Origin of the sequence: Stackebrandtia soli (genome assembly GCF_965137155.1) — a bacterium.
Taxonomy (GTDB): domain Bacteria; phylum Actinomycetota; class Actinomycetes; order Mycobacteriales; family Micromonosporaceae; genus Stackebrandtia; species Stackebrandtia soli.
Window position 1 is genome coordinate 12,666 of record NZ_CBCRZX010000010.1, and the last position, 13,463, is coordinate 26,128.

Genomic DNA, 13,463 nt, shown 5'->3' on the forward strand with positions numbered 1-13,463 from the left:
CACCGAGGAGAAACCATGTCCATCGATCAGCTGCACGCGACGGGCGCCGCGCCCTTCAGCGACACCGCTTCGAGCACGGTCGCGGCTTCCATGCGACCATCCGAAGTCACCGCCAGAATCGCCCTCTCGCTCATCACGGAGCCCGGCGACCGCGACATCGCGGACCTGGTCGAAAGCGACGGCGGTGAGGATCTACTGCGACGCATCCTCGACTCGGAGGACGAACACACCGCGCGAGCGCGGCGTTTCGCGAGGGCCCGGTTGGCCGACCGCCCGGTCGAGACTCTCGTCGACGATGCGCTACGACGTGCCGAGGCCTGCGGCGCCCGGGTCCTCACTCCACATGACCCGCAGTGGCCCGTCGAGGTCGCCGATCTGGCGGAGTTGTACGACGAAGCGGACCTCCTGACCGCTCCCCCGCTGTGCCTGTGGGTGCGGGGAGAGGCGTCCATAGCGGAGCTCACCAGGCGCAGTGTCTCGATCGTCGGTGCCCGAGAATGCTCGCCATACGGCCATCATGTCGCCACCGAGTTCGGCTACGACCTGGCCCAATCCGGGTGGACGGTCGTGTCGGGAGGGGCTTTCGGCATCGACGCGGCGGCGCACCGAGGCGCCCTGGCGGGAGGCGGGCCGACGATCGCCGTCCTCGCGTGCGGCATCGACCGCGCATACCCGGCCGGGCACAGTTCGCTGTTCGACGAGATCAGCGTCAACGGTCTCGTCGTCAGCGAATGGCCACCCGGCTCCGCGCCGCAGCGGCATCGTTTCCTCGTTCGTAACAGGGTCATCGCTGCTCTCGGGCAGGGCGTCGTGGTCGTCGAGGCGGCGTTGCGCAGCGGCGCCCGGCACACCGCCCGCCGAGCGAGCGAACTGGAACGACCGGTCATGGTGGTCCCCGGCCCGATCAACTCACGCGTATCCGTCGGCGTGCACCAACTCGCGCGTTCCCCCGGCGGAGCGAGGATCGTGACCAGGGCAGCCGAGATCGTCGAGGACCTCGGGCGGCTTGGGACCGATCTCGCGCCGCCGCTCATCGGGGCGACTCGACCGCACGACACCCTCCGGCCCGTCGAGGCCCGTGTCCTCGACGCGGTACCTGCCGCTGAGGCGGGTTCCATCGCGATGATCGCCGCGCAGGCGGGTGTCAGGCCGAGTGAAGCCGCGAAGGCCCTTGAAGGTCTGGCTCGGCGAGGCTTCGTAGTCGGGACGGACGAGGGCTTCACGATCGCGGCACGGCCCGAAACGCACGCGCGCCGCGCTGATCAGCGCGGCGCGGCGGAATGACGCGATGGAACACCCATCAGCTTCCGAACCCGCCCTCCGTCGGCAATTCGATGTCGGGCTTGTCCAGTTCCTCGATGTTGACGTCCTTGAACGTCATGACGCGGACGTGCTTGACGAACCGGGCAGGTCGGTACATGTCCCACACCCAGGCGTCACGCATCTCGACTTCGAAGAACGTCTCACCCTCGGTGTTTCGAACATTCATATCCACATGGTTGGTGAGATAGAAACGTCGCTCGGTCTCCACCACATAGGAAAACTGGCGCACAATGTCGCGGTACTCCCGGTAGAGCTGCAACTCCATCTCGGTCTCATACTTTTCGAGATCTTCAGCGCTCACTCGTCTCCTCCGCCTCCACTGAACCTGCTATCCATCATGCGCCCCGGCCAGTGCTTCAAGGGCACTGNCCACGCCGGGACCACGCTCACGATCAGCCGCCAACACGTTCGCGTACGACTGTCGATGCTCCCGGCACGGACCGTGTCGTGTCAACGCCTCCTGGTGCATCGGAGTGCTGTAGCCCTTGTGCTCAGCGAAACCGTACTCGGGGAAACGTTCGTGCATCTCCGTCATGATCCTGTCCCTGGTGACCTTCGCCAGAACGCTCGCGGCGGCCACGGCGGCCGACACCTGGTCGCCCTTGATGACGCCCAGACCCGGCGCGGGCAGCCCCCGGACCGCGAAGCCGTCCGTCAACACGTAATCCGGTGCCGGGTCGAGGAGCGCCGCGGCCCGCCGCATCCCCGAGAGGTTGCAGAATCCGACACCTCGCGTGTCCACCTCGACGGCCGGGATGACCACGACCGCGTGCGCCACCGCGGTCGACACGACCTCCTCGAAGATCGCCTCGCGCACGACGGGGTTCAACAGCTTCGAGTCGGTGAGCCCCTCGATGCGACCGGCCTTCCCGGGTGGCAGGATCGCGGCGGCCACCACCAGTGGGCCCGCGCACGCTCCCCGTCCGGCCTCGTCGCACCCGGCCACGTATGTGAAACCGGTCTTGCGAAGCACGGCCTCCAAGTCATACATGTCCAGCTCACGGCGCGGGCGGCGCTGCGGCGGCGGACTCAGTGCGGTCGACACACGATCTCGCTCAACAACGACACGAGAACGCGGGGGTAGAACACCTCGGAGGTCGCACGAAGCTCGGACAGCGACCACCACGTGTGTCGATCCATCGTGTCGACCTCGTATGCCTCGAAGCCGCTGGTCTCGATCACCGGATCGTTCACCCGAAACACGAAGTAGACATTCTCCTGACGGAGATGACGCCCGTCGAAGTCGAACTCGCTGACCTCGGTGAAGACCGGACCCACCAGGTCCTCGACCGTCGCGACGAGGCCCGTCTCCTCCCGCAACTCGCGCACGGCCGCATCGGCGTCCGTCTCTCCGGGGTTCACACCCCCGCCGACGCTGAACCAGTACTTTTCCTCGGGCTTCCGCGGATCACAGCCTCGAAACAACAGGATGCGATCACTCTCATCGAGTAGCAGCACTCGACTGGCCCGACGATGTTCCACCGCGTTCATGACTGGTCTTAAGCCGGTTCGCCGACACCGTCAAAGGTGTCGGGGATCGTCAACCAGTCCCAGCGATCGATCGGCCACACGAGCACGAAGGCCTTGCCGACGATGGCGTCCACGGAGATCGTCGCCGCCTCGATGTCGCCCCCGGACCGCAGGTACCGTTCGCGCGAGTCGCCCGACGCCCACCGGTGGTCCCCCATGACCCATAGCCGGCCCTCGGGAATGGTCACCGTGAACTCGAAGTCGTCCTTGCTCGGCGACTGCTGGATCCCGGTCATCGGGTCGGTGTACAGGTAGGCCGACTCGTCCAGCTCGTGTCCGTTGACCGAGATGCGCTGGGTCGACGCGTCGTACGAGACGGTGTCACCGCCGACGGCGATGATCCGCTTGATGAAGTCTTCCTCGGCGGGGTTGCTACGCCAGCTCGTCGGCGCCTCGAACACGACGACCTCGCCCCGCTCGGGGTCGCGGAAGTCGTAGACGAGCTTGTTCGCCAACACGTAGTCGTCCAGCTGGAGCGTGTTCTCCATGGATCCCGACGGAATCCAAAACGACTGCATCACGAACGTGCGCACCACCAAGGCCACAACCACGGCGATGGCCAACAGAATCGGCAGTTCCTTCCAAAAGGAACCGCTCTTCTTCTTCGGAGAGTCTTCCGCGTCCGACTGTTCCGCGGTGTCGTCGGCGTCATCGGGCTGCTCGACCGACACCTTTTCGTCGTCGTTGATCACGCTTGGAGCTTACGCGTCGCCGCAACCCCGGCCGAATGGCAGGCCGTCGTCAACGTGGTCGTGACGCGTCCGTCGCGTTGGGGTTCGGCACGTCCTCGAACGGTTCGGGAGCGTCCATCCAATCCCACCGAGGCAACGGCCACATCAGCAAGAACGCGTTCCCCACAACCGATTCCACCGAAATCGTCGCGGCCTCGACATCGCTGCCGCTGCGGATGTAGTTCTCTCGCGAGTCCCCCGACGCCCAGCGGTGGTCTCCCATGACCCACAGGCGCCCAGGCGGGACCGTCACCGTGAACTCGTAGTTGTCCTTGCTCGGCGTGTCATGTTCCCCCGTCACCGGATCCGTGTACAGGAACGGCGTCTCGTCGACCTCCACACCGTTGACGGACAGCCGCTCGTCGTCGGCGTCGTAGGAGACGGTGTCACCGCCGATCGCGATGACGCGCTTGATGAAGTCCTCGTCCGCCGGGTCGCTGCGCCACTCCATCGGAGACTTGAACACGATGACCTCGCCCCGCTCCGGGTCCCGGAAGTCGTAGACGAGCTTGTTCACGAGGACCCGATCGCCTCGCTGGAGTGTGTTCTCCATCGATCCCGACGGAATCCAGAACGACTGGAACACGAAGGTGCGCACCAGAATCGCCACGAGCAGGGCCACCGCGATGAGGATCGGCAGCTCGCGCCACAACGTCCGACGTCGCGGCTCGACCACCGCCTCGGCGTCGGCCGGCAGCTCCTCAGACGTCCCCACACCCCGCTCATCGTCCGTCACAAATGGAGCCTACGTCGCGGCCGGCTACCGCGCCCCCACAGTGAAAAAATGGTCACGTCGGTCGCGCAGGAACCAGGCGACGACGGGCGCGATCGCCACCGCCGTCGGGTCAGGTGGAGCGGGGCCGAACGCCGAGACGGGGTCGGGGATCGTGTCGAACACCGGTGGGATCGGCAGCGACGTCCAATGATCCTGCGGCCACGCGACGTAGACGGCGCGTCCGATGAAGTTCGCGATCGGAACGAAGCCCTGGCACCGGGAGTCCTTCGAGTTCCCTCGGTGGTCTCCCATGACGAAGACCTGCCCCATCGGGACCTGGACCGGGCCGAAACGGCGCGCACGGCAGTCGTTCGCCGTCGGATCGGCCTCCAGCGGCGCGTCGTCGTAGACGTAGTCGGACTCGTCGAGCGCGACCCCGTTCACGGTCACCCGGCCCTCCTCGTCGCAGCACTCCACCGTGTCCCCACCGACGGCTATGACGCGTTTGATGAGGTCCTTCTCGTTCGGGGCGGCGATCCCAACGAGGTCGCCGAGAACCCGCCCGATATCGGTCAGCAGGCCGGTGCTGGGTTCGATCGTCATCTCGGACGCCCACCGTTCCGTCCCACGGAACACCGCCACCTCGCCCCGCTGCGGCTCCCGCATCGAGTAGACGAGTTTGTTGACGATGACCCGATCCCCCACCCGCAGGGTGTTCTCCATCGAACCCGACGGGATGTCGAACGACTGGACGACGAAGGTCCGCAGCAGCACGGCGGCGCAGAACGCGACGAGCAGCAGGAGTGGCAGTTCAACCCACAGCGGCAGGTGCCGACGACGGTGGGACCGGACCTGCCGGAGACGCGTGATCCCCGAACGCGTGCGCCGGACCCGTGGGCCTTCGGGGGACGCGGGTCGGGGGTCGCTCATCGTTCGAGCCTAAGGGCTCGCCGAGAACGACCGCAACTCGGCGCGGTCACGTCGAATCGAGAGCGAACACAACGGAGTCCGCGGGCAGCCCATGGGCCGCGCTCGCGGACTCTCGAAGCGTTCGTGAGGTGGCGTGCGACTAGTCGCGACGCTCCTTGATCTTGGCGGCCTTGCCGCGCAGCTCGCGCAGGTAGTACAGCTTGGCCCGACGAACCTGGCCGCGAGTGACGACCTCGATGCGGTCGATCACGGGGCTGTTGATCGGGAAGGTGCGCTCGATACCGTAACCGGAGCTGACCTTGCGGACGGTGAACGTCTCGCGCAGGCCGGAACCCTGACGGCGAATCACCACGCCCTGGAAGACCTGGATACGCGACCGGCTGCCTTCGACAACCCGCACGTTCACCTTGACGGTGTCGCCGGCCCGGAAATCGGGGATGTCCGCCCGTACGGAAACGGCATCCAAAGCGTCCAGCGTGTTCATGGCGGTAAGTTCCTCGCAAGCTTAGGCGCGCACGTGCTGGTGCGCAGCGGGTCGATCTCGATGGTCTGGCGCGTCATGACGGCATAGCCGCGCGCGGCAACCTCACTACTCTGCCACAGGTGGTCCGGGTGGACGGAACCCGGCCCCCTCCAAAACGGCACGATCCTTGCGGTCGAACGCATCGGCGGGCGCGCGGTCGAGCAGGTCGGGGCGCGATTGTGCGGTACGCAACAGCGACTGGTCGCGGCGCCAGCGCGCGATCCTCGCGTGATGTCCCGACATGAGCACCTCCGGCACGTCACGGCCACGCCAGTTCGCGGGCCGCGTGTAGCTGGGCGCTTCGAGCAGGCCGTCGTTGTGCGACTCCTCCAACAGCGAGTCCCGGTTGCCGAGGACTCCGGGGATGAGTCGGGTGACGGCCTCGACGATCGTCAAGGCCGCGACCTCACCACCGAACAGCACGTAGTCACCGAGGGAGACCTCCGTGACGGGCATGCGCTCGGCCGCGTCTTCGATGACACGCTGGTCGATCCCCTCGTACCGCCCGCACGCGAACGCGAGCCAGGGCTCGGCGGCCAGTTCGGCCGCCATGTCCTGGCTGAACACCCGACCGGCCGGGCTCGGCACGAGCAGCCGAGGAGCACCCTCGCCCGAGTCGAGCAGGGCGTCGAGCGCCTCGCCCCAGGGCTCGGGGCGCATGACCATACCGGCGCCGCCGCCACAGGGGGCGTCGTCGACCGTCCGATGGACATCATGTGTCCACTGTCGAAGGTCATGGGCGCGAACGTCGAGGAGCCCGCGTTCGCGGGCGCGGCCGATGAGCGACAGCTCCAACGGCGCAAGGTACTCCGGGAAGACCGTGATGACATCGATTCGCATGGGACTACAGGTCCAACAGGCCCTGCGGCGGATCGACGACGATGCGGCCACCGTCAACGTCCACGGTCGGGACCATCTGACGGATGAACGGGATCAACGCCTGACCGGCACCCGGGCGATCGACGATGAGCATGTCGTGCGCGGGTGAGTGGTCGACGCGGGCGACCACTCCGATCGTCTCGCCTTCCACATCGACGACGGACAGACCGACGAGTTGATGATCGGCGAACTCGTCCGGGTCGGTGGGAGTGTCGACGTCGGCGCTGTCGACGCACAACAGAACACCGCGTAGGTCTTCGGCACCGTTCCGGTCGGAGACGCCGTCGATCGTCAGCAGCATCTTGCCCTGGTACCAGCGAGCGGCGGCCACCGTGAGTGGCCCCGCGGCCTCCGGGTCGGTGACGAACACCGACCCGGAGGTGAAGCGCTTCTCGGGTTCGTCGGTTCTGACCTCGCAGATGAGGTCACCGCGAACACCGTGCGGCCGCGTCAGGCGGCCAACGACGAGCAACACTAGCCGTCGAGGACTTCCACGCGGATGCCACGACCACCGATGGAGCCGATCACCTGGCGCAGGGCCTTGACGGTGCGGCCTCCACGGCCGATCACGGTGCCGAGGTCTTCGGGGTGAACCCGGACCTCAAGTCGCTTTCCGCGCCGTTCGTTCATCATGCGGACACGCACATCGTCGGGGTGGGACACGATGCCTTTGACGAGATGTTCCAGTGCGGGCCGCAACACGTTAAGACTCCTCGGTCTTGGCCTCGGCAGACGCCTCCGTGGGGGCGTCGGCTTCGGACTTGGCTTCGGTCTTCTTGCTCTTCTTCTTCGGCGTGTCGGCCTTCTTGGCCTCGACCTCGGCGCCGGCGGCCTTGGCTTCGGCCTCGTACACGGCGTTCTTGTCGGCCTTGACCTCGGCGACCTTCAGCGGCTCCGGGGCGGGAAGGCCCTTGAACTTCTGCCAGTCACCCGTCTTCGACAGGATGGCCCTCACCGGGTCCGACGGCTGCGCGCCGACGCTGAGCCAGTACTGCACCCGGTCGGACTTGACCTCGATGCGCGAGGGCTCCTCCTTGGGGTGGTACAACCCCACGAACTCGATCGCGCGACCGTCACGCTTGGTGCGCGAGTCGGCGACGACGATGCGGTACTGCGGGTGGCGGATCTTGCCCATCCGCAGAAGACGAATCTTTACTGCCACTTTCGTTAAGCTCCTGTTGGCTTGTTTCGTTGAGTGCGCGGCCCACACCACGTGGGGTTATGACATTGGCCGAGCCGAGGACGTCATCCCCGCGCCGCGTCGTTGAGAGGGCGCCGTTGACACGGGGGCGTTACCAGCCACCAATGCTAACCGACCCCGACGGCCGGATCGGTGGCGGCCAGCGCGCGACACCCGCCACACATGCGGAATATGTTTTCGTCGGCGCGCGAGCCCACCACAAAGGTGGGCGGTCTCCGCCGCCGCGTCGGGCGCGAGCGAAGACCGCCCCATCGTTCAGTAGGCGCGCGCGAGGGTCGCGACGAGACCCGGCTCCTCGTTGTCGGGAACGGTTCCGTCCGCACGCTGGAGGCATCGGACGGTGACGCCGCTCTGAGCGGCCGTGGCCTCTCCCTCGACGCCGCACTTGTCCCACGGGATGCGCGCGAAACCGGTCGCGGCGGCCTCGACCGCCTCGCCCACATCGGAAACGTCGACGGTGCGCTCCTCCCGGAAACGCAGCGCCTCGTCGTAGAGGGCGGCCTGGTCCGCGGCGAGCGCGTCGACGACGGCGGTGACGACGGATTCCAACGGCACCGGGGTCTTCGAACCGTCGACCCGCCGCACGATGGTGGCCTTACCTGCGGCGAGGTCGCGCGGGCCGAGTTCGATCCGGATCGGGTGACCCTTCAGCTCGGCGTCCACGGCACGTCGCCCGAAGGGGATGTCGACGCGGTCGTCGTGCTTGACCCGCACACCGACCGCCTTGAGCTCGTCGCGCAGCTTCGCAGCGGTCTCGGCGACACCTTCTCCGTCCTTGACGGTCATCAGGTACGCCTGAACGGGCGCGAGACGCGGCGGCAGGCGAAGACCGTTGTCGTCACCGTGCGCCATGATGAGCCCGCCGACGAGACGGGTCGACACGCCCCAGGACGTGGTCCACGAGAGGTGTTCCTTGCCGTCGGATCCGAGGTACCGGATGTCGAAGGCGGTCGCGAAGTTCTGGCCGAGCTCGTGCGAGGTGCCCATCTGGAGCGCCTTGCCGTCGCGCATCATCGCCTCGCACGTGAAGGTGTTGAGGGCGCCGGCGAAGCGCTCGTCGGCGGTCTTCAACCCGGCGAGGACTGGGACGGCAAGGACGTCGCGCATGAAGTCGGCGTAGACCTCGTGCAGGATGCGAAGCGTGAAGGCGTGCGCGTCCTCATAGGTCGCGTGGGCCGTGTGTCCCTCCTGCCAGAGGAACTCAGAGGTGCGCAGGAAGAGGCGCGTGCGCATCTCGTAGCGCATGACGTTGGCCCACTGGTTGAGCAGCAGCGGAAGGTCCCGATAGGACTGCACCCACTTGGCCATGTACTCGCCGATGACGGTCTCCGACGTGGGACGGATGACGACGGGTTCGTCGAGTTCCTTGCCACCGGCGTGGGTGACGGTCCAGCACTCGGGTGCGAAGCCTTCGACGTGCTGCGCCTCGCGCTGAAGGTAGCTCTGCGGCACGAGCAGCGGGAAGGACGCGTTCTCAGTCCCGGTCTCCTTGATCCGGTCATCGATCTCGTCCACCATCCGCTCCCAGATGGCGTACCCCGTCGGTCGGATCACCTGCTGTCCCTTGACCGGCCCGTTGTCGGCGAGCTCGGCCTTGGCGACCAGGTCCTGATACCAGCGGGGGAAGTCCTCGTTTTGAGGCGTAAGTACGCGTGCCACAGCTATGTCAATTCTCGAATCTCGTAATCGCGCAGGTCAACCGCTCGCGGTCGCCCGCTTTTCGGCACGGCGAGTCTATCGCGTGATCACCGGCCCCAAAACGGAATATCACCGACGCCACGCTGGACACCACAATGGATCTAGCCGCCCGAGGGCCACGCTCCGCGTTGGTATTGCGGCGGGTACGGGGCGGCCTCGCGGGGAACACCGAGCTCGGCGGCGGCGCGCTGGGGCCATCCCGGTTCGCGCAACGCGACCCGCCCGAGCAACACGGCGTCGGCGTCCCCGGCGGCGAGAATCGCCTCCGCCTGCCGGGGTTCGGTGATGAGGCCGACTGCGCCGGTGGCGACCTTCGCCTCATCGCGAACGCTTCGCGCGAACGGAACCTGGTAGCCGGGGCCGACGGGAATGACCGCGTTGGGGACCGACCCTCCAGAAGAGACGTCGATCAGATCGACCCCGAGTTCGCGGAGTCGAGCCGACAAGGCGACGGTTCCGTCGACGTCCCAACCGCCTTCCACCCAATCGGTCGCGGACAGTCGGACGAACAGCGGTTTGCCTGCCGGCCACGCCTCTCGGACGGCGGCGGCGGTCTCCAGCACGATGCGCATCCGGTTCTCGAGACTTCCGCCGTAGGCGTCGGTGCGGACGTTGGACAGCGGCGACAGGAACTCGTGCAGCAGGTATCCGTGCGCGGCGTGGAGTTCGACGACGTCGAACCCGGCGTGATCCGCTCGAACCGCCGCGTCGGCGAAGGACCGCACGACCGCCGATATCTCCTCGACGGTCAACTCGTGGGGGCGGGCGAGCCCGTCGAAGGCGATCGGACTCGGCCCGACGACGTCCCAGCCGGGTCCGGCGGCGGGCAACAGCCCACCGCGCTCCGGCGCGAACGGTGAGGACGTTGACGCCTTACGCCCCGCGTGAGCCAACTGGATCGCCGAAGTGGCGCCGTACTCGCGCAGGAAGCCGGTGATCGGTCGCCACGCGTCGACGTGCGCGTCGGACCACAGACCGGTGTCGTGTGGGCTGATCCGACCCTCGGGAACGACGGCGGTCGCTTCGGCCATCACGAGCCCGAAGCCGCCGGTGGCTCGCGCGCCGAGATGCGCGAGGTGCCACGACGTGGGAAGCCCGTCGGCTGCGAACACGCTGTACTGGCACATCGGCGCGAGCCAGATCCGATTGCGAACCGTGACATCACGCAGCGAGAGTGATTCGAACAGGGCGGTCATGGTTCGCGTTCCTCCGGGTGTCTCGACGGTTCCGCAGCGAACGAACCAGGGACGGACGCGCGGCATTCCCCGCGGCCGTGAAGGGTGTGCCGGCCCACAATCAGCGCCGACAGTCGCCCCGGTCGGCCAGGAATTCTGCCCATTGAGGAGTGTCGGTCAGCGCTGTGAGACGGCGACCCGCGACTCCCGTCACCGTGGTGGCGGCCAACAGCGCGTTCAGCACCATCTCCTCGACCACGTCGAGCGTCGCCGCGAACACCGGGTCGAGCCGGTGATCGGGCAGCGGCTGCTCCGTGGAGGTCGTCAACGCGATGGCGTAGTCACCACTGCCGTGGGAGTACGACGCCCCGACTCGTCCGAGACCGAACACCGCGCGGCGGGCGATCCGTCCGAGCTGGCGGGCGTCAACGGGAGCGTCGGTCGCGATCACGATCATGCACGAGCCGTCGTCCGGCGGTGTCGGAGGCGGCGCCGCGATCGTGGTGCCGCCGATCCGCAGCAGCCCACCGAAGTTGGCCTGGACGAGCCCGCCCACGACGTGCGACCGCCCCTCGACGTCGATGACGCGGGAGGCGCTGCCGATACCGGCCTTGAAGCCGAGCGCGCCGGTCCCGGTTCCGGCGCCGACGTTGCCCTGGGCGACCGGGCCGTCGGTGGCGGCGGCGAGCGCGGCACGGACATCGACCTCGCGAACGGGCCGAGCGCGGATGTGGGAGAGGTAGCCGTCATTGCATTCGCCGACGACGGGGTTGAACGTCGTGACGTCGGCGAAGCGGGGGTCGTCGAGTAGCCAGCCGACGAGCGCGTCGGCCGCGCGGAACGCCGACATGGTGGCGGTGAGCAGGATCGGCGATTCGAGCTGGCCGAGCTCCGCGAGTTGTGTCGCGCCGATGAGTTTTCCGAATCCGTTGCCCGCGAACAGGTTCGCTCGGATCGGTGCGTCCGGCCCGATGTCCCGTGGCACGATCGCCGTGACTCCGGTGTGGATTGTCGGGGGTCGATGGATCGTGCGATGACCGACCGCGATACCGGTGACGTCGGTGATCGCGTTGTGCGGTCCGGACGGTAGCTTGCCGATGGTCAGGCCGACGTCGGCGGCGGTCAGCGACATTGTTCGTCCTATTCGGTCGGAGTCTTGCGGTCCGGCAGTACTCGCGCGCACATGACTGCGACGACCACCAAGAGCACGGCGACGAGCGCGAGCGCCCCACCATAGGCACTGGCGGTCGCGTCGAGGGGCGCGGCCCCACCCGCGCTGAACACGCCGACGAGGACGCCGACGATGGCGGTCGCGGTCGCGGTGCCTCCGGCGCCACCGATCTCGATCGCGGTGTTGACGATGCCCCCGGCCAGGCCGGTCTGGCGGTCGGGAACATCTGACATGGCGGTGACGGTCGCCCCGGAGAAGGTCAGGCCGACGCCGAACGGCAGCACGCTCATTCCCAGCAGTACCAACGGCAGCGTCGACCCGTCGGCGCGAATCGTCGCGGTGAGGCCGACTCCGACGGCCGCGGTCAACAGTCCGAGAGCCGCGACCCTGCCGGGACCGTGTCGGGCGATGAGTCGGCCGGAGAAGAAACTCGTCGTCATGATGAGCGCGAACGGCAGGAAGGTCACGGCGACCTCTCCGGGCGCGTATCCGCGAACCTGCTGGAAGTACAACGTCAGCAGGAACGTGGAGACGGCGTTCGTCGCGGTGATGACGAGGAGCGCCGTCCACGCCGTGAGGCGACGCCGGGAACGCAGGAAGTCCAGGGGAAGCAGGGGGTGCCGGACGCGGGCCTGGACCGCGACGAAGGCGGTGAGGAGCGCGGCGCCGCCGAGCGCGGGGACGAGGACTTCGGCGGAGGCGAGCGGGGCCTCGGGGGCTCGCATGAGGGCGTATCCGAGACCGAGGAGGCCGAAGGTGGCGAGGAACGCGCCGACTCCGTCGAGCGGGCCGCGTTGCGCGGGTGGTGGCGCCGGCAGGTAGCGGCGGCCGAGCACGACGATGACGGTGGCGATGATCGCGGGGACGATGAACGCGAACCGCCAGCTCAACCATGTGGCGATGACGCCGGAGGCGAGGATTCCGCCGATGCCTCCCACGCTTCCCATGACGCCGAAGATGGCGAGGGCGCGGGAGCGGCGATCGGGCCGGGGATAGATGGTGGTGACGAGGCCGAGCGCGGCGGGGGCGGCGAGTGCCGCACCGGCGCCTTGGATGAGCCGTGACAGGACCATCGCGGGGTATCCGGGGGCCGCGGCGCCGATGAGGGAGGCCACGGCGAAGACCGTGAGTCCGATGAGGAGAATCCGACGGCGGCCGAAGGCGTCGCCGATCCGGCTGCCAAAGAGGAGAAGGCCGCTGAACACGAGTCCGTAGCCCGAGGCGACGAGCGCGATGTCGGAGCGCGTGTAGGAGGCTTCGGCGGCGAGGGTGGTGATCGGTACGACGACGATCGAGATCGCCAGGATCAGCAGCAGTTGGGCGGTCGCCAAGAGCGCGAAGCCGATGGCGGCTTTCGGCGTTTCGGCGGGCGTCGACGGCGCGGGTGCCTCGACGTGCGTGCTGGTCATGGTGCGGCCTCGTTCGTGGTCCGGTGGTGGGCGGCCGCCCGCCCCGCCCCGGGGTATCGGGGCCGGGCGGAGGCTCAACCTTCTACGGTGCCGCGATTCGACGCGCGCCGGTAGCGTCGGCCATGGTGTCCTTGCCCACCACGATGCCGGTGGGCGCGAACGAAAACCGATGACTCCG

The 13,463-nt window shown here is 67.8% G+C and carries 15 protein-coding genes and 1 pseudogene; 1 reads left to right on the forward strand and 15 read right to left on the reverse strand.

All coding sequences use genetic code 11. The features are described from left to right. Nucleotides 1-15: 15 nt before the first annotated feature. Nucleotides 16-1,284 (forward strand): DNA-processing protein DprA, encoded by a 1,269-nt coding sequence (dprA, locus tag ACM9NP_RS08480; protein WP_415646072.1) that lies wholly within the window; start codon nucleotides 16-18, stop codon nucleotides 1,282-1,284. A gap of 16 nt (nucleotides 1,285-1,300) precedes the next feature. Here dprA and ACM9NP_RS08485 read toward each other — a convergent pair whose 3' ends face one another. The 15 genes and pseudogenes from ACM9NP_RS08485 to ACM9NP_RS08555 form a co-directional block, all read right to left on the reverse strand. Continuing rightward, the gene (locus ACM9NP_RS08485) at nucleotides 1,301-1,624 is read right to left on the reverse strand and encodes a DUF2469 domain-containing protein (protein WP_415646073.1); all 324 of its coding nucleotides are present in this window, start codon (nucleotides 1,622-1,624) and stop codon (nucleotides 1,301-1,303) included. A 68-nt stretch (nucleotides 1,625-1,692) separates the two neighbouring features. After that, nucleotides 1,693-2,356, reverse strand: a pseudogene (locus tag ACM9NP_RS08490) (ribonuclease HII); the annotation flags it as partial. Beyond that, a complete protein-coding gene (locus tag ACM9NP_RS08495; RefSeq protein WP_415646074.1) occupies nucleotides 2,353-2,814 on the reverse strand; it encodes an NUDIX hydrolase in 462 nt (153 codons plus the stop codon). The pseudogene ACM9NP_RS08490 and the gene ACM9NP_RS08495, both read right to left, overlap by 4 nt. Before the next feature lie 8 nt (nucleotides 2,815-2,822). Continuing rightward, nucleotides 2,823-3,524 carry a signal peptidase I gene (gene lepB, locus ACM9NP_RS08500; protein WP_415646170.1) on the reverse strand — a complete coding sequence of 234 codons (702 nt, stop codon included), beginning with the start codon at nucleotides 3,522-3,524 and terminating at the stop codon, nucleotides 2,823-2,825. A gap of 70 nt (nucleotides 3,525-3,594) precedes the next feature. After that, nucleotides 3,595-4,260 (reverse strand): signal peptidase I, encoded by a 666-nt coding sequence (gene lepB, locus ACM9NP_RS08505; RefSeq protein ID WP_415646171.1) that lies wholly within the window; start codon nucleotides 4,258-4,260, stop codon nucleotides 3,595-3,597. A gap of 84 nt (nucleotides 4,261-4,344) precedes the next feature. Beyond that, nucleotides 4,345-5,229: a signal peptidase I gene (gene lepB / locus ACM9NP_RS08510; RefSeq protein WP_415646075.1), complete on the reverse strand. Its 885-nt coding sequence runs from the start codon at nucleotides 5,227-5,229 to the stop codon at nucleotides 4,345-4,347. A gap of 139 nt (nucleotides 5,230-5,368) precedes the next feature. After that, complete coding sequence (rplS, locus tag ACM9NP_RS08515; protein WP_415646076.1) at nucleotides 5,369-5,713, reverse strand: 50S ribosomal protein L19; 345 nt, start codon at nucleotides 5,711-5,713, stop codon at nucleotides 5,369-5,371. Between the two features lie 105 nt (nucleotides 5,714-5,818). Next, complete coding sequence (gene trmD, locus ACM9NP_RS08520; protein ID WP_415646077.1) at nucleotides 5,819-6,592, reverse strand: tRNA (guanosine(37)-N1)-methyltransferase TrmD; 774 nt, start codon at nucleotides 6,590-6,592, stop codon at nucleotides 5,819-5,821. A 4-nt stretch (nucleotides 6,593-6,596) separates the two neighbouring features. Beyond that, nucleotides 6,597-7,103, reverse strand: a complete 507-nt coding sequence (gene rimM / locus ACM9NP_RS08525) for a ribosome maturation factor RimM (RefSeq protein WP_415646172.1) — start codon at nucleotides 7,101-7,103, stop codon at nucleotides 6,597-6,599. 2 nt (nucleotides 7,104-7,105) lie between these two features. Further along, on the reverse strand, nucleotides 7,106-7,363 hold the full coding sequence (locus ACM9NP_RS08530; RefSeq protein WP_415646173.1) for an RNA-binding protein: 258 nt from the start codon (nucleotides 7,361-7,363) through the stop codon (nucleotides 7,106-7,108). Beyond that, nucleotides 7,335-7,793, reverse strand: coding sequence for a 30S ribosomal protein S16 (rpsP, locus tag ACM9NP_RS08535; RefSeq protein WP_415646078.1), 459 nt, complete (start codon nucleotides 7,791-7,793; stop codon nucleotides 7,335-7,337). Before rpsP ends, ACM9NP_RS08530 begins: the two co-directional genes overlap by 29 nt. Nucleotides 7,794-8,087: 294 nt before the next feature. Then, on the reverse strand, nucleotides 8,088-9,491 hold the full coding sequence (gene proS, locus ACM9NP_RS08540; protein WP_415646079.1) for a proline--tRNA ligase: 1,404 nt from the start codon (nucleotides 9,489-9,491) through the stop codon (nucleotides 8,088-8,090). Nucleotides 9,492-9,631: 140 nt separating this feature from the next. Beyond that, nucleotides 9,632-10,726 (reverse strand): NADH:flavin oxidoreductase/NADH oxidase, encoded by a 1,095-nt coding sequence (locus ACM9NP_RS08545; RefSeq protein ID WP_415646080.1) that lies wholly within the window; start codon nucleotides 10,724-10,726, stop codon nucleotides 9,632-9,634. A 100-nt stretch (nucleotides 10,727-10,826) separates the two neighbouring features. Beyond that, entirely contained in the window at nucleotides 10,827-11,837 is a 1,011-nt protein-coding gene (locus ACM9NP_RS08550) for a P1 family peptidase (protein ID WP_415646081.1), read from the reverse strand. An 8-nt stretch (nucleotides 11,838-11,845) separates the two neighbouring features. Continuing rightward, nucleotides 11,846-13,285: an MFS transporter gene (locus tag ACM9NP_RS08555; RefSeq protein ID WP_415646082.1), complete on the reverse strand. Its 1,440-nt coding sequence runs from the start codon at nucleotides 13,283-13,285 to the stop codon at nucleotides 11,846-11,848. Nucleotides 13,286-13,463: the final 178 nt, after the last annotated feature.